The following is an 18,615-nucleotide window of genomic DNA, read 5'->3' on the forward strand; positions in this document are numbered from 1 at the left end:
CGGGCGGCCCCCGGGCGGGAACGGGCCGGCCCGGCGCCGGCCCGGCGGCCCGGGAAGCGCGACCTCAGCGCCAGGGGTCGAGGGCGTGCTTGCCCCGGGTGGTGCCGGCCGCCAACGCGCGGAGCAGCGCCGGGCCTTCGGCCAGCGGGTGGACCTCGGGGGCGCCGGGCGGGTAGACGCCCCGGTCGATGAGCGCGCGCAGCTCGGTGAGGAGCGCGCGATAGGTCGCGGGCGCCTCCCGCGCGAGGGTGCCGATGTGCAGGCCCCTGATCTGGACCGGGTGGCGGAAGACGAGGTCGTGGGTGCTGACGCTCGCGTCGCCGGAGGCCGCGCCGTAGACCACCACCCGCCCGGTGACCGGCCGGGCGGCCGCCAGGCTGGCGGCGAACGTGGCCCGCCCGACCGACTCCAGCACGAGGTCGACGCCGCCGGTCAGGCGGCCGATCTCCTCGGCCAGGTCGGGGCGCCGGGCGTCGAGGACGTCCTCGACGCCCAGCGCGCGCACCGCCGCGTGCTTGGCCGGCGAGGCGGTGGCGATCACCCGCGCCCCGTGGTGGCGGGCCAGGCGGACCGCCGCCTGGCCGACGCCGCCGGCCGCCGCGTGGATCAGCACCGTCTCGCCGGGGGCGATGTCACCCAGCGGGCGGAGCGCGGCCAGGGCGGTGGCCCAGTTGAGGACCAGGCCCAGGGCCTGGGCTTCCGTCCAGCCGGGCGGAACGGGCAGCGCCTCGGCGGCCGGCATCGTCATATAGGGGGCGAACGCGCCGGGCCCGGCGCCGATCACCCGGGAGCCGACCGGGAGCGGGTCCCCGACGTCGGGACCGATGGCGACGATCTCGCCGGCCGCCTCGAAGCCGGCGACAAAGGGCGGCGGGGGCCCGCCGGCGTAGGTGCCGCGCGCCCGCAGCACGTCGGCGAAGTTGACGCCGGCCGCGCCGACGCGGACCAGATAGGCGCCGGGTTCCGGCTCGGGGCGGGGGTGGTCGGGTTCGAGTGCCAGCGCCTCTGGCCCCCGGAGGGAGCGCTGGACCAGCGCCCGCATCCTCGCTGGGCCTGCGGCTGGGTGTGCGGTGGTTGCCATGGTGCGGACGGTAGAAGCCTCACGCCGGCGTGAGGGTCAAGCGCCGTCACTCGGCCGCTCGTTGGAGGAACGCGTCGAGCGCCGCCTGTCGGGCCTGGAGCGCGGCGATGTGGGCGGCGAGCCGGTCGCGGTAGGCGGCGATCTCGGCGAGGAGTTCGGCCGGGGGCGCGGTCGGCGGCGCGGCGTCGGGGCCGGCGAGGGCCTCGCGGACCAGGCGGAGCGGCAGCCCGCTCGCGAGGAGTTCGCGGACGGCCAGGACGCGGCCGATGGTCGGCCGGCAGTAGTCGCGGTAGCCGTTGGCCAGACGGCCGGGGACGATCAGGCCCTCGTCCTCGTAGTGCCGCAACGCCCGCACGCTCACGCCGCTGACCCGAGCGGCCTCCCCGATCCTCATGAGCGGGACAACGCGCCGGCGCGCGCTCCTCTTCCGCGCGCCCGCAACGCGCCACCCCGGCGCGCCCCCCGCCCGCCGCTCCCCTGCCAACTCCCTGGCATATGCGGCGGCTTGACTGTCCCCGAACAAGAAAGAACCGACCCGCCCTCTGGCGAACGCGCGTAGATCTCGGGCACCATCCTGTTCGCACGGCGGCATCGCGCCGTCGTCCGCGACCAGTCCGTACCCGCATGGCCCGTCCGCGTTCACCAGCCGACCGTCCCCGGGCACAGGGGGCGGTTCCCCACACCACTGAAGGGTTCCCCCACATGCGCATTCGTTCCGTGCTCGGCGTGCTCGCGCTCGCCGGCGCCTCGTTGTTCGCCGCCCCCTCGGTCAGCGCGGCGGCCGAGAGCGACCCGGCGGCGGTCGTCGAACCGGCGGCCGCCGAGACCGTGGCGCCGCTGGTCACCAAGATCACGCACGCCCAGGCGACCTCGCGGTTCTCGTCCTCCGGCATCACCTGGTCGTCCTCCGGCGGCTGTTCCGACCGCAACGTCCCCACCTGCACCTCGTTCGAACAGCTGAACCTCGCCTCGGCGCAGGGCGCGCAGACCCTGAAGTCGGCCAGCGGCTGCCCGTTGAACATCACCGGCGGCACCGAGACCGGGCACGCCGGCGGGACCTACAGCCACTGGAACGGCTACAAGCTGGACTTCGGCCTCAACAGCTGCCTCAACTCCTATGTGACCAGCGCCTTCACCTACATCGGGCAGCGCGGTGACGGCGCCGCGCTCTACGAGTCGGCCTCCGGCAACATCTACGCCCGCGAGAGCAACCACTGGGACGTCACCTACTACAACTGCGGCGGCTGCTGAGCCGGCGCCCGCTCCCCCGCCGGCCGAGCCGCCCGGCTCGGCCGGCACACCGGCCCCGCCGCCTCCCGCCGTCGGCCACCGCGACGGGTCAGGATGCGCTCTATGTCCGAGACCGCGTCCGAGATCGTGTCCGAGATCGTGTCCGAGATCGTGACCGGCCAGTGGCCGCTGGGGTGGAGCGTGGCGCTCTTCCTGGCCGCCGGCCTGCTGACCGTGGTGGGCAGCATCCGGCTGGCCATGCTGGGCGATGTGCTCGCCGACCGCACCGGGCGGGGCGAGGCGCTGTTCGGGGCGGTCTTCTTCGGCCTGGTGGCCTCGCTCTCCGGGATCGTGATGACGGCGGTGAGCGCGGCCGACCACCACCCGGACCTGGCGTACAGCAACGCGGTGGGCGGCATCGCCGCGCAGACCCTGGCGGTGGCGGCCGCTGACGCGGCCTACCGCCGGGTGAACCTGGAGCACGCGGCGGCCTCGCTGCCCAACCTGCTCTTCGGCTGTCTGCTGATCGGGCTGCTGGGCCTGGCGTTGATGGGCAGCTTCAGCCCGGAGGTCACCGTGGCGGGGGTGCACCCGGTCTCGGTGGTGATGGTGGCGTTCTACTGGGGCGGGCTGCGGCTGATCAGCGACCGCTCGCGGCCGATGTGGGTGGCGGTGCGCACCAGCGACACGGTGCCGGACCGGCCGCAGGCCGAGGAGGCGACGCGGGGGCGGCGCACCGGCTCGCTGTGGGCCGAGTTCCTGGGCATCGCGGGCGCTGTGGTGGTCGGCGGCTGGGTGGTGGCCCGGGCGGCGGAGACGTTCGTGGCGCTGACGGGCCTGCGCGCCGGCTTCGTGGGCGCGGTGCTGATGGGCGTGGTCAACGCGCTGCCGGAGACGGTCACCGCGATCGCGGCGGTGCGCAGGGGCGCGGTCACGCTCGCGATCGCGGCCGTGATCGGCGGGAACTGTCTGGACGCGCTGAACCTGGTGGTCGGAGACCTGGCGTACCGGGGCGGCTCGCTCTACCACGCGGCCGAGCCCGACCAGCTGTTCCTGACGGCGGGCGCGCTGGTGATGACGACGGTGCTGCTGGGCGGCCTGTTGGTGCGTCAGGAGCGCGGCTGGCTGCGGCTGGGCTTCGACGGGGTGCTGCTGATCGCGCTCTATGCCGCGACGGTGGTGGTACTCGCCTTCTGACCCGGCACGCCCTGGCGAGGTCTCGCCGGGTCAGAAGACGATTTCCGGCCACGCACGCGTCACCCGGTGCCGGGGGTGACGCGCGGGACCCGGTCTCTAGTGATGCGACGAACCGCCCTGCGCCTCGGGCTGGTTGCCGGACGGCTCGGCGTGGTGGCCGGGGTCGCCCGGGGCGTTGCCCTCGGCGTCGGAGACGATCAGCATCCCGGCCATGCCCATGTCGGAGTGCGACTGGACGTGGCAGTGGTACATCCAGTGGCCCGGGCCGACGTGCTCGCCGGCGATCACCTGGAAGCCGAAGGACTCGGCCGGGCCGCAGATCTTGGTGTCGATGATCCGGCTGGGGTCGCTCTCGCTCTCCAGCAGCCCGGTGCGGTTGTCGGCCCAGCGGTGACCGTGCAGGTGGAACGTGTGGTAGAACTCGCCGTGCGTGATGGAGACGAACTCCACGCGCTCGCCGAGCACCGCCTCGAAGTCGGGCCCGGTCTGGAGGTTGTTGGTGGTCATGTCGTTGAAGACGACGGTGAACGTCCTGTCCGGCAGCACGTCGCCCTCGCGCCGCACCACCAGCGGGCCGTAGAGCCCGCGCTGGAGGCCGCCGGTGCCGTGCTCGGTGCCGACGATGTGGTCGTGGTAGTGCCAGTAGCCGGCGCTGCCCGGTATGAACGTTCCGTCCTCGCGCACGCCGGGGGCGTGGGTGGTCCAGGTGTAGACGCGGCTCTCGCCGGGTGGCACGGTGCTGTTGGTGTGCGCGGTGCCGTCGTTGTCGATGGTGTAGTCAACCCCGTGCACATGGAGGGACACATCCACGTCCATGGTGTTGACCAGTTCGATCTCGTAGGTGTCGCCCTCGTACATCTCCAACAGGGGCCCGGGGATGGTCGCCTGACCGGGCTCCAGACCGTAGCCGGCCTGCCCGTCGGCGACCTCCTCGGCGTAGAGGGTGATCGTTTTCACCTCGGCGGGGCGGGGCTCGCCGCTGGCCCGGCCGGCCGTGACACCCACGGCCGTCGCGGCAAGCCCGGCCGGGGCTAGGGCGGCGGCGGCCGCGCCGGTGGTGAAGATTCGCCGGGAGACGCCTGGTCGACGCATGTGCGGAGCCTTCCTCGCTCATCGGTCAACGACTCTGATGGCGCCTCATGGTATGAGCACGACAAGAGTTTGCCCACCCTCAGGACAAAGTTTCCTCGATTCCGGTCATAGCCATTGGCGTCTCGGCAAAAGAGGTCTAGCTTCCTTGGGCGTTGCTCCAGCTTCAGTTCTCCACGCAGGACCATCACGCAGGATCACCACCCAGGAGGGGCGGGCGAGCTTCATGGGCCGCAAGCCACAGATCGTCGCACTTGCTGCCACCCTGTCGATCGCGCTGCTGGGGGCCTCCCCAGCGGCCTCAGGCAACGAGGAGGGAACGGGACAGTCAGCCGTACTACCAGGGGCCGCCGATGCCCAGGTGCTCGTCTTCCACGCGGCGGACGCGCCAACCGACCGCACACAGGCGGCCGTTGAGGCCATCCAGGCCATCGGGGCCGAGGGCCCGACCGAGGAACAGTTCGACGTCCAGGCCACCGACGACCCCTCGGTCTTCGAGCCCGAGGGGCTCCTCGCCTACAACGCCGTGGTCTTCCTCTCCGCCGACGGCGCGGTGCTCGACGCCGACCAGGAGGCCGCGCTCCAGGGCTATGTCCAGGCGGGCGGCGGCTTCCTCGGCGTGCACGACGCCGCGTCAGCCCAGCCCGACTCGTCCTGGTTCACCGGCCTGATCGGGGCCAGGCCCGACGACGGCAGCCCAACGGAGGCCGAGCAGGCGGTCGTTGAGGTGGGCGACCAGCTCAACCCGGCGACGGCGGGGCTGCCCCTGGAGTGGGAACGCACGGACGTCTGGTTCGACTGGGTGGACAACCCCAGCGGCCAGGTGCACACCGTCGCCCGCGTCCGGGAGGACAACCTGGAGAACTGGGACCACCCGATCTCCTGGTGCCGCGACTACGACGGCGGGCGCTCGTTCTACACCGGCATGGGCGGCACGGTCGAGAGCTTCGCCGAGGACGAATTCCGCGCCCACCTGCGCGGGGCGCTGCTCTGGACCAGCGCGCTGACCAGGGCCGACTGCCAGGCGACCATCACCGACAACTATGTCGCCGAGCGGATCACCGAGCCCAACCAGCCCGGCGAGCTGGACCAGATCGGCGAGCCGCACGGCCTGGACATCGCCGACGACGGCCGGGTGTTCTACATCGGGCGCGCCGGCGGCTGGGCGGACGACCCGGTCGTCACCGACTGGGAGGACCCCAACATCGGCCTGGGCCAGGGCACGGTGCACGTCTACGACCCGGCCGACGACTCCGTCACCCTCGCCGCCAACCTGGAGGTCTTCGGCAACAAGGGCGGCGGGGACGAGCTGACCAAGACCGAGGAGGGGCTGCTGGGCATCGCCCTGGACCCGGACTTCTCGGAGAACGGCCACGTCTACCTGTACTGGATGCCGCACGAGACCATCGACCGGGAGGCCCGGATCGGTGAGCGGCGGATCTCCCGCTTCACCTTCGACGAGGAGTCCGGCACGCTGGACCTCGCCTCCGAGGTGCCGGTGCTCAGCTGGGACGCCCAGATCCACAGCTGCTGCCACGCCGGCGGCGGACTGGACTTCGACGCCGAGGGCAACCTCTACATCGCCACCGGGGACAACAACTCCTCGGGCTTCTCCGACGGTTACTCGGGGAACAACCCGGAGCCCAACTTCCAGGGCCTGTCCTTCGCCGACGCCCGCCGCACCTCGGGCAACACCAACAACCTCAACGGCAAGATCCTGCGCATCCACCCCGAGCCGGACGGGAGTTACACCATCCCGGAGGGCAACCTCTTCACCGGCGAGGAGGAGGGCGGCGGCAAGACCAGGGCCGAGATCTACGTGATGGGCGTGCGGAACCCGACGCGCCTCGCGGTCGACCCCCAGACCGGCTGGGTCTACACCGGCTGGGTCGGCCCCGACGCCGGCGGCCCGAGCACCACCTGGGGCCCGGCCAAGTACGACACGTTCGCCGTCATCACCGAGGCGGGCAACCGGGGTTGGCCCTACTGCATGGGCAACAACCAGCCCTACCGGGACCGCAACCTGCCCGACCCGTCGCTGCCGCTGGACTGGTACGACTGCGAGAACCCGGTCAACGAGTCGCCGCACAACGACGGCCTGGTGGAGCTGCCGCCGGTCACGCCGAACAACATCTGGTACTCGCCCCAGGGCGGCGCGCCGGACTACCCGCGTGACGAGAACGGCGTTCCGACCTACGAGGAGGACGACCAGACCTTCCTGCTGCCCTGGCTCCAGGGCGGCGGTCAGGCCACGATGAGCGGCCCGCTCTACCGCTACGACGAGGCCGCCGCGAGCGATGTCGCCTGGCCCGCCTACTGGGACGGCAAGTGGTTCGTCGGCGACCACTACGACGCCGACCAGCCGCGCCACGCCGTGGTGATGGACCCGGACAACGCCGGCGCCGGCGGACTGCCGGTCCACGCCGAGTCGTTGGACGACATCATCCCGGCCGGGAACGGCGGCATCCGCAACCTGATGGACTGGAAGTTCGCCCCCGACGGCTCGCTCTACGTCCTCGACTACGGACGCGGCTTCTTCAACCTCACCGAGGAGTCCGCCCTCTGGCGCGTCACCTACACCGGAGGCCCGGCCACCCCCCTGCCCGAGCAGCTGGCGAACCAGTGACAGCGGTGACGGCGGGGTCCCCCACAGCAGGAGGTAAGGAACGATGACAGACACCGGCACGGACGGGGAGCTGACCATCCCCGCGCCGCGCGGGCACCGGGCGCTCGCCCGGGGCTGGCGACCGTTGGCCACGCTGCTGACGCTGTCGCTGGCCGGGCTCGGCCTGGTCGCGCTGCCCAGCGCGCAGGCCCAACAGACCGGCCAGGCCACGGCCGTTGACGCGGCCGACGCCGAGCCCGAGGCGGCCGACCAGGTGCTGACCTGGACGGCCGACGACGACCTCGACTCCTACGAGACGGCGCCCGTGGAGGCGGTCGCCGGACCCGCCACGCTGGTCTTCGAGAACAGCGAGGCGACCGGCAACACCACGGGCATGGCCCACACGCTCACCTTCGACGTCTCCAACTCCCAGTACAACAACGACGTCCGGGTGAACATCCTGGCCAACCCGAACGACGCCAACGACGGCCGCCACGAGGTCGAGGTCGAGCTGACCCCCGGCACCTACCGCTACTTCTGCACCATCCCCGGTCACCTGGCCATGCAGGGCACCCTCGTGGTGACCGAGGACGGCGGCGGCGAACCCGGCGACGACACCACCCCGCCCGAGGTCAGCGCCGAGGTGACCGGCGAGCAGGACGCGGACGGCGCCTATGTCGGCGGCGCCACCGTGGAGTTGACGGCCACCGACGACGACTCGGGCGTGGACAGCATCGAGTACGCGGTGGGCGCCACGGCGTTCCAGCCCTACGAGGAGCCCATCGTCCTGGACGAGCCGGGTACGCACGAGCTGACCTACCGGGCGACGGATGTCGCGGGCAACGTCTCGGAGAGCCAGACCGCCACGATCGAGGTCGTCGAGGGCGAACCCGGCGGCGGGGATGACGACACCACCCCGCCCCAGGTGGCCTCCGACGTCACCATCGAGGTGGCGCCGGCCACCGACCCCGAGGGCACGCTGACCGGCATGGCGACGGTCGAACTCACCGCCACGGACGAGGAGTCGGAGGTCGCCGGCATCGAGTACGCGCTGGACGGCGCCGAGGAGTTCACCGCCTACACGGAGCCGTTCATGGTCCACGAGCTGGGCGAGACCACGGTCACCTACCGCGCCACCGACGCGGCGGGGAACGTCTCCGACGACGCGCGGGTGACGTTCACCGTCGTGGAGGCCGAGGCCCCGGCGCACCACTGAGCCGGGAGACGAACCACCGCCGAGACCCCCCACAGGGTGTGGCCCACCGCCGCCTCGCGCGGCGGTGGGCCGCGCCGTGTCGGCGGCGGGTTTGCCGCCGGGCCGCGCCGGGGCAGTCCTGGTACGGGAGTTGACGGCCGGCGGCGATGCGCGGCGGGCCACACCGGGTCGGACCCACACCGGGTCAGGCGGGGACACATCGGGGCCACAAGGGGTCACAGCGGGGAGGGGACGGGATGGTGCGGCCGTTACGCCAGGGACAGCCGACGGGCATCGGGCCCTACCGGCTGCTCGGGCAGCTCGGCGCGGGCGGCATGGGCCGCGTCTTCCTGGGCCGCTCCCCCGGCGGTCGGCTGGTGGCCATCAAGCTGGTGCACGACGAGCTGGCCGCCGACCCCGCGTTCCGCCGCCGCTTCCGGCACGAGGTCGCCGCCGCCCGGCGGGTGGCCGGCGACTGGACCGCGCCGGTGCTCGACAGCGACACCGAGGCCGCCGTGCCCTGGGTCGCCACCGGCTATGTGCCGGGACCGGCCCTGGCGGCCGTCGTCGCCGAGCACGGCCCGCTGCCACGGCCCAGCGTCTGGTCCCTGCTCCACGGGCTCACCCTGGCATTGACCGACATCCACGCCCACCAGCTGGTCCACCGCGACCTCAAGCCGGCCAACATCCTGATCACCCTCGACGGGCCGCGCGTGATCGACTTCGGCATCGTGCGGGCGGCGAACGGAAGCAGCCGGGCCACCCGCACCGGCTCGATGGTCGGCTCCCCCGGCTACATGGCGCCGGAGCAGATACGCGGCGAGACCGTCACCCCCGCCACCGACGTCTTCGCCCTGGGCGCCGTCCTCGCCTACGCCGCCACCGGCGTCTCCCCGTTCGCGCCGGACCGGCCCGCCCTGCCCACCGTCCTCTACCGCGTCGTCCACGAGGAACCCGACCTCGGCGCCGAGGACGGCCCGTTGACCGGCCCGCTGCGCGAACTGACCGTGCGCTGCCTCGCCAAGGCCCCGGCCGAACGCCCGCCGCTGGAGGAGATCCGCGCGCTGGCGGCGCGGCAGGTCGACGACGAACGGGTGTGGCTGCCGCCGCACCTCACCGCCCAACTCGGGCGGGAGGCGGCGGAGTTGCTCGCCCTCGACGCCCCGGGTCCGCGCGGGGCCGGCGAGCCCACGACCGCCGCGCCGGCCGGCCGCTCCCGGCGGACGCTGGCCGCCCTCGCCGCCGGCGCGGCCGTGGCGCTGGTCGCCGGGCTCACGCTGCTCGTCAACCAGCCCTGGAACAACGGGACCTCACCCGAGGCCGGCGACACCACGGGCCCGGCCGGCGCCGACCCCACGCCGACGGCACCGGCCTGGGAGGGCGAGACGCTCACCGTTCGCCTCGGCACCTGGTCCTCGCCGCTGTCCTTCGCCGGCCCGGACGGCGAGGCGGTCGGCGTCGAGCCGGACATCGCGCGCGCCCTCGGCGAGGTCCTGGGCGTGGAGCTGGAGATCGAGACCGTTTCTGACTACAACGAGCTGGTCCAGGAGGTCTCGGCGAGCGGCGCCGGCGACGAACCGGTGATCGGCCTGGGCGCGTTCCGCGACACGGCGGCCAAGCGGGCTGAGCTGGACGTCGCTTATGTCGACCACTTCCACGAGGGCCTGGCCGTCCTCACCCGGGGCGGCCCGCCCGACCTCACCCTCGCCGACCTGTGCGGGCAGTCCGTCGTCACCTGGGACGCGGACGACATCCTCGCCGCGCTGGAGGCGGCCAACGCCGGCTGCGACGAGCCGTTCGCCGTCGCGACCCTGGGCACCCTCGACGAGATGGAGTACGCCATCGGCCGGGGCGAGCACACGGCGGCCGTCATCCCCTACGCCACGGCGCAACACTTCCTCAACGGCCACCCGGACAGCCCGCTGTCCATGGCCGAGACGCAGCTCGCCGTCGAACCGCACGGCATCATGCTCCCCGCGAACCAGGAGTCCCTCGCCGAGGCGCTGCGCCAGGCGCTCCAGACGCTGATCGACGACGGCACCCACGCCGCGATCCTCGCCGAATGGGGCGTCCCGGAGCTGGCCCTGACCACGGCCACGATCAACGCCGGCGACTGACCGGTGCGTTGGGCCCGGCCGCGCGGCTACACGTTCGGTACCTTCAGCCTGGTCCAACTCGTCTCGCCCGGGATGCCGTCGGCGTCCGCGCCGGAGTAACCGAGCTTGCGCTGCCAGGCGGCGTAGGACTCCTGGTCCACGGACGTCCACTCGGGTCCCGGGCCGACCTGGTAGCGGCCGCAGCCCTCGGCGACCAGGCGGTGGCCCATCGCCGTGATGATCGGGCTGTTCCGGCCGGGCGCGAAGAACGCGGCGCCGGGGAACGGCTCGTACGTCGGCTGCCCGCCACCACTGTCCGGGGGCGCGCCCAGCCGGCGGCGCACCCGTTCGCGCATCGCGTCCATGGTGAAGCCCCTGGGGTCGATCTTCCCCGGCTGCCACTCCAGATGGCCGATGACCGAGCGGTGGTTCCAGCCGTGGGCGCGGCAGATCGCGGCGGCCGCCCGTTCGATCGCCAGGAGTTGGGCCTCGGGCCACGGGTCCTTGCCGTCGCCGAGGTTGACGCACTCGAAGCCGTAGAAGTGCGGGTTGCCGTCGGTGTCCGCCTCGTTGTCCGGCGGCAGCGCGCGTTCGGCGATGACGGCGGCCAGCACGTCGCCGTCCCCGGCGCCCGCGTGGTTGGCCCGGCCGTGGCCGACGAGGTGCACGGCCCCCGACTTGTCGATCACACCGTGGCACAGCGGCCCGGGCAGGGTGGAGTGCCCCTCGTAACAGAGGCGGACGGACGCCTCGGTGCCGCTGGTCACGGTGTGGTGAATCATCACGCCGTTGACGGGGCCCCAGGGCCCCTTGTGGTTGCGGTTGTTGGTGCGCCAGCTGCGGTACTCGTGCACGGTCAGTCCCTCGTCGCGGAGGGCCTTCAGCAGCCGGTCGGCGCTGAGTGGGGTCGCCATCGAACGGCCTCCTTCGGTGGGGGTTGGCACGGCGCGGGAACGGTTCCCCCCACTCCGCCCGCCGCCGGGGCCGAAGAGCGTCGCCCGCCGCGTTCGGGCGGACAACGGGAGCGTACCCGGCCAAGGGCCGGATCAGACCCGAGGGTTGGCGCCAACTCTCCTCCGTTGTAAGTGACTTGGCGGATTCACAGCTGTGTCACGGTGGTGCGACAGCCAGGCCCACCCCCCTTGGTGTCGCTGGGCGACCGTCCTACGCTGACGAAGAAAAGGTAAGGACAGGGACGGGAAACAACTCTTCGACACATAGTGGGATATCACGTATCCGGGGGGGTACAGATGTCGATCACCTTGCCCGGCTGGTTAGCCGAGGTCGTGGACTGGCTCGGCTTCAACTGGCCCGACATCGACGAGGACGAACTCCGCGAGGCCGCCGACGGCTTACGCGCCTACGCCCAGGACTGCCAGGACTCGATGGACACGACGACCGGCGTCGTCGGCAACGACCTGGAACGGGTGTACCAGGCCCAGTCGTACGGCGCGCTGGCCGAGTCCTGGGGGCAGCAGTCGTCCCAACACATGCGCGCGCTCGTCGACGGCTGCGAGTTGCTGGCCGACGGTCTTGACGCCGCCGCCCTCGCCGTCGAGGGCATGAAGGTCAGATGCATCGCCCAACTGGGCATCGCGGCCGGCCAGATGGCCGCCGCGCTGGCGGCCTCGGCGGCCACCCTGGGCGTCGCCTCCGCCAGCGCGGTCGCGACCCAACAGCTCCAACGGCGACTGGTCAACGAGATCGTCGAGCGCTTCGAGGAGGAGGCGATCGGCGCCCTGGTGGACGGCGTGATCGGCCCGGTGCAGGACCAGATCATGTCGGCGGTGGGGCAACTGCTCCAGGAGGAGGCCGCCGAGATCGCCGCCGGCGAGCCGTTGCCGACCATCCGTCTGAACACCGACGAGATGCGCGCCTTCGGGGACACGATCCTGGGGCAGGCGGAGGCCAGCCTCTCCTCCGGCGAGCTGTTCTCGTCGAAGGTGTCGGGCCTGACCTTCACCACGGGGGGCTGAGGGGTGGCCGGCTTAGGACAGCGCATCGCGGAACCCGTCAGGGAAGTTCTCGGCGAGGTCGCCCGAGCGGTCCCCGGCGGGATGGAGCGGGCCCACCGGAGGGCCGCCGAACGCATCCGGAGAGCGGCCGACCGCTTCGACGAGTCCGAACGGCGGCTGGCCGACAGCGTGCCGACGTACACCGTCGACCGCAAGGGCAACGTGCGCCGCCTGATGCCCGACGGCAGCAGTCGGCCGGTGGACCAGTCCGACCCGGCCAGCGTGCGGAAGCTGGTGGACCAGGACGGGCGTGTCCCGGTCAAGAAGAAGAACGACCAGTACAACCTGAGCAACACGAACCGCCCCCGGCGGAGGGTGAGTTCGGACAGGGTCGCGTGGGACCGTGGCGCCCTCCAGTGGGCCACCCAGCGCGCGAGACTGGCCGCGAACGACCGGGGTGGCTCCAACTACGCCGCCTACCGGTACGAGGGCGACGACGGGGACTTCATCCTGGTCGGCAGGAGCCACTCGCGCGGCGGGCACAGCGAGCAGAACGCCGGAATCCCCTTCGACGCCGCCCGAAACCGGCTGGATGGTTGGGTCACCGGATTACACAGTGAACGAGAACCCTGCCACGGCCCCGGGATGCGGAAGTGCGACGAGTGGGTCGGAACGTTCGTCCAGGGAGAGGACGAGGAGTTACCCACCACCCACTCGACCCCCTACGGGGACACGCGAGAGCGGCGACGGCAGGACAACGCCGTCCACCGGCGGTATCGCGACTGGCTGTTCGGGCCGTAGGGCCCGCTTACGATGAGACACGAGGGAGAGGTGGCACGATGAGCACGGGACAGGAAGACCTGCCGGGCCGGCTCATGGCTCGGTTCGGCAGGGAGGGGCTGCGGCGGATCGCCGTTCCCGAGGGCACCGCGTCGCCGGCGGACAGCGTGCTGTTGACCGAGGTCGGGGTCCCGCGACAGGTGGGCCCCTACTTCACCTCCGCCGCCGAGGCCCCAACCCAGCTCGGCCCGTTCTGCGCCTCGATCGGCGTGGACGCGCCCGAGGAGGCGAAGGCCCGCTGGTGCCGCCTCGGCGGGGACCGGGGCGCACAGCTCTGCCTCGACGAACGAGGCGGCGTGCGGGCCGAGTTCGTGGACGCCGAGGAGCCGGGGGCAGCGGTCAACGTGTCGCTCACCGCGTTCCTGGAGTCGTTACTGGCTCTGGACGAAGGGCTGTCCTCGCTGGCCGCGACGGAATCGATCGAGGAGCGCGCCGAGTTGGTGCGCGCGCTGATCCGCCGGCTGGCCGTGGCCGACCGGGAACCGGCCGAGTCGCCCGACTCCTGGTGGCAGACGGTGCTTCAGGACATCCGGCACACGATGTCCTGTCCGGGCTACACGGCGTTCGAGGTCGAGGAGCCCGACGGACGGAAGCAGGTCATCACCAGTGCGGGCGGGCTCTGTGTCCACCCGGAGGAGCGGCTGTGGGGCGAGTTGGAGGCGTCGGGAGTGGCGCCGGAGCAGGTGACCCGGATCTACACCGAGCTTGAGCCGTGCTTCCTGCCGGGGCACTACTGCGCCCTGTGGCTGGCCGACGTGTTCCCCCGGGCCGCGTTCTCGCACTCCTTCCCCTATCAGGGGAGCGCCGACGAACGCGAGGCCGGCTTTCTGGCGATGATGCGGGAGACGGCGGCTTCCAGCGGTTCGGAGCGGTAGGGGGACGGGCATGGAGCAGGCCATCACGCGTGCGGAGTTGGCGGCGACGTTCAGGGCCAGGCGACTGGTCACGGTGCCGGAGGAGCGCCTCAACCCGCGCGTGGTCCACCCGCTCAGCCGCCGCTTCCTGAGCGAGGTCGGCCTGCCGGTCCTGCCCGACTTCGTCTACGACCCGATGGACGACCTGACCAACGGGCTGCCCTCGGCCGTGGACACACAGGACAACCTGCACATGTTCGACAACCTGCCGGAGTCCGTGGAGAGTTGGGTGCGGCTCGGGCTCTTCCACCACGAACCGGTGTTCCTGGACGGCACCACGGGGGCACTGTGGGAACTGCTCGGCGTCGCCATGGTCAACAGCCGGATCGACCGCTTCGCCCGCTGCCTCCAGGCGCTCCACCAGCACCGGCGCGGCTACGCCCGCTGGAGCCCCGGCCGGGTGCGTCAGGCCACCACGGACCGGCTGATGGAGACGTTCGCCGCCGTGGACCCCGAGGCCACGACCCGGCCCGAGTGCTACTGGAACGGCGCGCTGGCCGACCGCGAATGGAGCTGACCGGGGCCCGGCACCCGCACCCAACCCTTCTCACAGGCGACGAGGGAGTCCGCCATGCCGAAAGTCGATTTATCACCCGAAGACCTCCTTGACCAGGCCCCGTTGGGGGCGGGGCGCGCCCCCGCCGGACATGCGCTGCTCGACTGGGCCACGCGCCAGGAGGGGCCGCGCCTGTGCCTGATCGCCGGCGCGCGCGGCACCGGCAAGAGCCATCTGCTCGCCTGGCTCGTCGCCCACGGCGCCGCCCACCCCGCCACCCGCGTGCACGCCCTGGTACCGGCGGCCGACCAGTCCCCCTCCCCCGTGCTGTGGGAGCTGGCCCACCAACTCGGCTGGGCGGCCGGCACGCTGCCCGAGTTGCTGGCCCGCCTGGACGTGGACCCGCGCCCGCTGCTGATCGGCATAGCCGACCTGCACCGGGCCTCCGCAAGGGAACGGCGGACCGGGCTGCGGCTGGTGCCGGACCTGCTGGAGCCGCTGCTCCAACGGCCCTGGGTGCGGCTGCTCGTGGAGGTGGGGCCGCTCGCCGCCAACCCGTTTACCGGCGAGGCGACCGTCCTCGACCTCGACGACGAGCGGCTGACCGACCGGGAGGCGTTCGCCGCCTGGTACAGCGGGCTGCCCCGGGAGGAGAACGCGCCCCCGCCCACCGCCGTCCCGCCCGTTCCGGTGCTGGGCCGGCTGGCGGCCCAGCTTTCGGCAGGGGCGATCCCGGACCGGGACGGCACGGCCGAGGCGCTGGTCGACGCCTGGTGGGAACGCCAAGGCCCGGATGTGCGGCGGGCGTTGGGGACGCTCGGGCGTCTGGGTGGGCTTGTCGACCTGCCCACGTGGCGAGCGGTGCACGCCGCCCTGCACCCGGGGGTGCCGGACGCGGTGGCGGAGGTCGCGGCAGCCGCGGAACGGCTGACCTGGGCCAGCGGGGAGCGGACGGCGGGACCGTACCGGCTCCCTCTGCCCGCCCTGGCCGCCCACGCCGAACGCGCGGCGGCCGGGGTGAACGGCGGCCAGGCACCCGGCGACGTCTTCGAGGCGCTGCTGGGACTGGTGCCGAGGAACGACCGCGACATCCCCGAATGGGGCCGGGCGCCCGACTTCGTCCGCGAACACCTCACGGACCATGCGGCGACCGACGAGCAGGTGATGCGGCTGCTGAGCGACCCGGGGTTCCTCGTCCACGGATCGGTCGACGCGATCTGCCGGCTGCTGGACCGGCCCGGGGTGCGCGTCCCGCGCTCGCTGCGCTCGGCATGGCGCGCGGCCGCGCCCGTGTTGACGCACGCGGGCCACGACACGGCCGAGCGCGCGGCGATCCTGCACGCCGCCGCGCTGGACCCGGCCCCACGGCTGGCGGCCCTGCTGGCGCCCGCCGCCGAACGTCATCCGGTCGTCGCCCGCTGGACCCGGGTGCGGCGTACCGTCACCGTCGCCAGCGGCCCGGCGAGGGGCGAGCGCTGGCCCGGCGCGGTGCGCGCGCTCGCGCCAGGCGCCCGGACCCCGTCCGAGCCGCCGTGGCTGCTGGCCGCCGACCCGCTGGGGCAGCTGCGTCGCATCGCCATCGACACCGGACGGATTCTCGGGCGGATCGTCAACGAGACACGGGCGGCGGTGAGCGGGCTGGCGCGTCTCGACGGCGACACGTGGGCGGTACTCACCGACGCCGGTTCGGTGCGCCTGCTTCCGGGTGGGGACCAACTGCCGCCGTCCCCCCACCACGTGCTGGCGGCGAACCAGGCTCCGGTCACCTGCCTCGGCGGAGATCCAGGAGGCGGGCTGCTGGTGCTGGGCGACGACGCGGGCACGGCGTGGCTGTACGCCCAGGACAACTCCGTTCTGACGTTGGCGGGTTCGGCGCGACTGGCGGAGGCCCCGCTGCGAGCCGTCTGCGGTGTCCGGCTGGGGAACGAGCGCACCATGATCCTGGGCGCCACCGCCGACGGGCGGGTGGTCCTGTGGGGTCCCCCCAGGGCGCCGTCGAGCGCCCCGATGCTGATCCGCGCCGCCGTGCCGACGGCGCTCGCGGCCACTCCCACGGCGGGCGGAGCGGTGTGCGCGGTCGCATGGGCGGACGGGCGGATCGACGTGCTGAGCCCGCACGACGAGAGAGAGCTGTCGTTCCGTTCCCACCACCCGGTGTCCGCCCTGGCGATCACCTCCGACGGCCTGCTCGTCGGCGCGGGCGACGAGGCCGTCACCGCGTGGCGCTGCGACCTCTCCCGCCCTGCTCGCCCGACCGGCACGGCCGGGGCGAACACGCCGACGACCTGAGCCCACTCCTCCGCACCAACTCCCCTCAGCCGGCGGGCACTTGGCGACGGTGGCGCGTTTCACCAATGTGTCACCGTGGCGTGACGACCCGGTACACCCCTTCTGCTCCGTCCGTGCCCCTCCCTACGCTTTATGACGAAGGGGGCACAACCAAGCAGAGAACGACATTTCCATGGATGGCACACATCGCGTACTGGGGGGTTCGCATGTCCATCACCCTGCCCGACTGGGCCGTCGAGACAGCCGACTGGCTCGACTTCGAATGGCCCGACATCGACGAGGACGAACTCGGCGAGGCCGCCGACGCGTTATGGTCCTACGCCCGGGCGTGCGACAACGCCACGGACACCACGAGTCGGGTCGTGATCGACCTGGCTCCCGCCTACCAGGCTCCTTCGTACCTGGCGCTGAGGGCGTCCTGGGACGTGCGGCTCACCCCGCACATGCGGGAGATCATCGTGAACTGCCTGTGGCTGAAAGGCGAACTGGATGCCACCGCCGACGCCGTCGAGGAGATGAAGCGCGACTGCCTCGCCGAGCTGCGCGTCGCGAAGGCGCACCGGGACGGTGCCGGGCCCCGCCCGGGCGAGGCGTCCGGCCCGGGCGAGGCGTTCCGCCCACTCCACCGACACCGGCTCGAAGGGAGCGTTCGGCGCTTCGAGGAGGAGACGGGGCGCCCCCTGGTGAGCGGCGTGATCGACCCGGTGGAGGACCGGACCACCTCGGCGGTCAAGGGGCTGTACATGGAGGAGGCCCCCGACAAGCCCTACGACGACTCGATGCCGGGCCTGCACCTGAACACGGACGCCATGCGCATCGCCAGCAAGATGATCACGGAACAGGCGAACGGCAGTCTCGACGCGGGCTCGGTGTTGGCCATGCGGGTGTCCGGGCTGACCTTCTCCACGGGGCCCGGGGGAACGAGCGGCTCGCTCGCGTACATCACCCAACCCGTCGTCGAGGTCCTCGCGTTGATCGCCCGCATGCCCCCTCCCGCCATGGACCACGCCCATCGTCTGACCGCCCGGCGCATCCTCTCCGCGGCCCACGCCTTCGACGCGACGGAGGAGGACCTCGCCGGCCGGGCGCCGGCCCTCGCCGGGGCGGAGGGGGGCCGCGCCGGGGCGGAGGAGGGCCGCGTCGGGGCGGAGGGGGGCCGCGTCGGGCACGCCGCGCCCAACGACCGGGCGGAGTCCGCCGGTCGGCAGGTCCCGCCGGTCGCTCGGCGCCAGCCGGACCGGGTGGAGCCCCCGCCGAGGGAACGGGACAAGTGGCGGGATATCCCCACCGTTCCCGACCCCGGACGCCCGCCCAAGGATCCGGGGTACGACGCGGACACGCCCACCGTTCCCGACCCCGGACGCCCGCCCAAGGACTCCGGACGCGACGCCGACATCCCCGCCGGCCCCGGCCCCGGGTACCGACCCGCGCCGGAGAAGCGACCGCCCGGGGAGGCGGCGCGCCCCTGGGACCGGCCCCCGGTCCTCCCCGACCCCGTGCCGCCCGTCGGGGCGTTCCCGCGTCCCCCTCGGGACCCGGACGACCACGACGCGCCCGATCGGGCGAAGCCCGAACCAGGCCCCGGGAAGCCCCGACGGCCGCGCGGCCGGTAGCCGCGCCGAAGCCGG

The 18,615-nt window shown here is 72.9% G+C and carries 15 protein-coding genes; 11 read left to right on the forward strand and 4 right to left on the reverse strand.

The window, feature by feature from the left end:
• Positions 1-64: 64 nt before the first annotated feature.
• Both EBN88_RS01635 and EBN88_RS01640 read right to left on the reverse strand, forming a co-directional pair.
• A complete protein-coding gene (locus EBN88_RS01635) occupies positions 65-1,081 on the reverse strand; it encodes a zinc-binding dehydrogenase (RefSeq protein WP_122181966.1) in 1,017 nt (338 codons plus the stop codon).
• Positions 1,082-1,127: 46 nt separating this feature from the next.
• Positions 1,128-1,475 (reverse strand): MerR family transcriptional regulator, encoded by a 348-nt coding sequence (locus EBN88_RS01640; RefSeq protein WP_122181967.1) that lies wholly within the window; start codon positions 1,473-1,475, stop codon positions 1,128-1,130.
• A gap of 308 nt (positions 1,476-1,783) precedes the next feature.
• Here EBN88_RS01640 and EBN88_RS01645 point away from each other — a divergent pair, with 308 nt between their 5' ends.
• Positions 1,784-2,332: a hypothetical protein gene (locus tag EBN88_RS01645; RefSeq protein WP_122181968.1), complete on the forward strand. Its 549-nt coding sequence runs from the start codon at positions 1,784-1,786 to the stop codon at positions 2,330-2,332.
• Positions 2,333-2,434: 102 nt separating this feature from the next.
• Positions 2,435-3,508 (forward strand): sodium:calcium antiporter, encoded by a 1,074-nt coding sequence (locus EBN88_RS01650; protein ID WP_407703362.1) that lies wholly within the window; start codon positions 2,435-2,437, stop codon positions 3,506-3,508.
• Between the two features lie 96 nt (positions 3,509-3,604).
• Here EBN88_RS01650 and EBN88_RS01655 read toward each other — a convergent pair whose 3' ends face one another.
• Complete coding sequence (locus tag EBN88_RS01655; protein WP_122181969.1) at positions 3,605-4,600, reverse strand: multicopper oxidase domain-containing protein; 996 nt, start codon at positions 4,598-4,600, stop codon at positions 3,605-3,607.
• Positions 4,601-4,823: 223 nt separating this feature from the next.
• On the opposite strand from EBN88_RS01655, the gene EBN88_RS01660 reads away from it, so the two are divergent.
• From EBN88_RS01660 to EBN88_RS30360, 3 genes are all read left to right on the forward strand, one after another.
• Positions 4,824-7,223 carry a ThuA domain-containing protein gene (locus tag EBN88_RS01660; protein WP_122181970.1) on the forward strand — a complete coding sequence of 800 codons (2,400 nt, stop codon included), beginning with the start codon at positions 4,824-4,826 and terminating at the stop codon, positions 7,221-7,223.
• A gap of 43 nt (positions 7,224-7,266) precedes the next feature.
• A complete protein-coding gene (locus EBN88_RS01665; RefSeq protein ID WP_122181971.1) occupies positions 7,267-8,418 on the forward strand; it encodes a cupredoxin domain-containing protein in 1,152 nt (383 codons plus the stop codon).
• Positions 8,419-8,654: 236 nt separating this feature from the next.
• Positions 8,655-10,514, forward strand: coding sequence for a serine/threonine-protein kinase (locus EBN88_RS30360; RefSeq protein ID WP_158621300.1), 1,860 nt, complete (start codon positions 8,655-8,657; stop codon positions 10,512-10,514).
• A 26-nt stretch (positions 10,515-10,540) separates the two neighbouring features.
• Here the strand turns inward: EBN88_RS30360 and EBN88_RS01675 are convergent, their stop codons facing one another.
• On the reverse strand, positions 10,541-11,407 hold the full coding sequence (locus EBN88_RS01675) for a peptidoglycan-binding protein (RefSeq protein ID WP_122181972.1): 867 nt from the start codon (positions 11,405-11,407) through the stop codon (positions 10,541-10,543).
• Between the two features lie 336 nt (positions 11,408-11,743).
• Between EBN88_RS01675 and EBN88_RS01680 the strand changes: the two genes are divergently transcribed.
• From EBN88_RS01680 to EBN88_RS01705, 6 genes are all read left to right on the forward strand, one after another.
• Positions 11,744-12,469, forward strand: a complete 726-nt coding sequence (locus EBN88_RS01680) for a WXG100-like domain-containing protein (RefSeq protein ID WP_122181973.1) — start codon at positions 11,744-11,746, stop codon at positions 12,467-12,469.
• Between the two features lie 3 nt (positions 12,470-12,472).
• Positions 12,473-13,249, forward strand: a complete 777-nt coding sequence (locus EBN88_RS01685; protein WP_147472619.1) for a nucleic acid/nucleotide deaminase domain-containing protein — start codon at positions 12,473-12,475, stop codon at positions 13,247-13,249.
• A gap of 38 nt (positions 13,250-13,287) precedes the next feature.
• Entirely contained in the window at positions 13,288-14,163 is an 876-nt protein-coding gene (locus EBN88_RS01690; RefSeq protein ID WP_122181975.1) for a nucleic acid/nucleotide deaminase domain-containing protein, read from the forward strand.
• A 10-nt stretch (positions 14,164-14,173) separates the two neighbouring features.
• Positions 14,174-14,719, forward strand: a complete 546-nt coding sequence (locus EBN88_RS01695) for an SUKH-4 family immunity protein (protein ID WP_122181976.1) — start codon at positions 14,174-14,176, stop codon at positions 14,717-14,719.
• A 54-nt stretch (positions 14,720-14,773) separates the two neighbouring features.
• Positions 14,774-16,987 carry an ATP-binding protein gene (locus EBN88_RS01700; RefSeq protein WP_147472620.1) on the forward strand — a complete coding sequence of 738 codons (2,214 nt, stop codon included), beginning with the start codon at positions 14,774-14,776 and terminating at the stop codon, positions 16,985-16,987.
• 176 nt (positions 16,988-17,163) lie between these two features.
• Positions 17,164-18,600 carry a chromosomal replication initiator protein DnaA gene (locus EBN88_RS01705; RefSeq protein ID WP_147472621.1) on the forward strand — a complete coding sequence of 479 codons (1,437 nt, stop codon included), beginning with the start codon at positions 17,164-17,166 and terminating at the stop codon, positions 18,598-18,600.
• Positions 18,601-18,615: the final 15 nt, after the last annotated feature.

The sequence above is a fragment of the Streptomyces triticirhizae genome, from assembly GCF_003696235.1.
Lineage (GTDB): Bacteria > Actinomycetota > Actinomycetes > Streptomycetales > Streptomycetaceae > Streptomyces > Streptomyces triticirhizae.

Coding starts and splice junctions, on each gene's coding strand:
- EBN88_RS01690 (WP_122181975.1), top strand. CDS start 13,288: ATGAGCACGGGACAGGAAGACCTGCCGGGCCGGCTCATGGCTCGGTTC.
- EBN88_RS01695 (WP_122181976.1), top strand. CDS start 14,174: ATGGAGCAGGCCATCACGCGTGCGGAGTTGGCGGCGACGTTCAGGGCC.
- EBN88_RS01705 (WP_147472621.1), top strand. CDS start 17,164: ATGGCACACATCGCGTACTGGGGGGTTCGCATGTCCATCACCCTGCCC.
- EBN88_RS30360 (WP_158621300.1), top strand. CDS start 8,655: ATGGTGCGGCCGTTACGCCAGGGACAGCCGACGGGCATCGGGCCCTAC.
- EBN88_RS01660 (WP_122181970.1), top strand. CDS start 4,824: ATGGGCCGCAAGCCACAGATCGTCGCACTTGCTGCCACCCTGTCGATC.
- EBN88_RS01640 (WP_122181967.1), bottom strand. CDS start 1,475: ATGAGGATCGGGGAGGCCGCTCGGGTCAGCGGCGTGAGCGTGCGGGCG.
- EBN88_RS01675 (WP_122181972.1), bottom strand. CDS start 11,407: ATGGCGACCCCACTCAGCGCCGACCGGCTGCTGAAGGCCCTCCGCGAC.
- EBN88_RS01645 (WP_122181968.1), top strand. CDS start 1,784: ATGCGCATTCGTTCCGTGCTCGGCGTGCTCGCGCTCGCCGGCGCCTCG.
- EBN88_RS01680 (WP_122181973.1), top strand. CDS start 11,744: ATGTCGATCACCTTGCCCGGCTGGTTAGCCGAGGTCGTGGACTGGCTC.
- EBN88_RS01650 (WP_407703362.1), top strand. CDS start 2,435: ATGTCCGAGACCGCGTCCGAGATCGTGTCCGAGATCGTGTCCGAGATC.
- EBN88_RS01635 (WP_122181966.1), bottom strand. CDS start 1,081: ATGGCAACCACCGCACACCCAGCCGCAGGCCCAGCGAGGATGCGGGCG.
- EBN88_RS01700 (WP_147472620.1), top strand. CDS start 14,774: ATGCCGAAAGTCGATTTATCACCCGAAGACCTCCTTGACCAGGCCCCG.
- EBN88_RS01665 (WP_122181971.1), top strand. CDS start 7,267: ATGACAGACACCGGCACGGACGGGGAGCTGACCATCCCCGCGCCGCGC.
- EBN88_RS01655 (WP_122181969.1), bottom strand. CDS start 4,600: ATGCGTCGACCAGGCGTCTCCCGGCGAATCTTCACCACCGGCGCGGCC.